Raw genomic sequence first — 278 nt, forward strand, 5'->3', positions numbered from 1 at the left:
GCAGCGGCACAAGTTCAAGCAGAGGAAGACGCAAGATTAGCAGCAGAAGCAGCAGCACAAACACAAGCCGATGAAGCAGCCAGATTAGCAGCAGAAGCAGAAGCACAAGCACAAGCCGATGAAGCAGCAAGATTAGCAGCAGAAGCAGCGGCACAAGTTCAAGCAGAGGAAGACGCAAGATTAGCAGCAGAAGCAGCAGCGCAAACACAAGCCGATGAAGCAGCCAGATTAGCAGCAGAAGCAGAAGCAGAAGCACAAGCACAAGCCGATGAAGCAGC

Annotated in this window: 1 protein-coding gene; it reads left to right on the top strand. The window is 52.5% G+C overall.

The window, feature by feature from the left end:
• Positions 1-278 (top strand): hypothetical protein (locus ACVCZW_RS00320; RefSeq protein WP_452231329.1); only part of this gene is annotated, 278 nt, incomplete at both ends.

It is taken from the genome of Lacinutrix sp. MEBiC02595 (genome assembly GCF_053601555.1).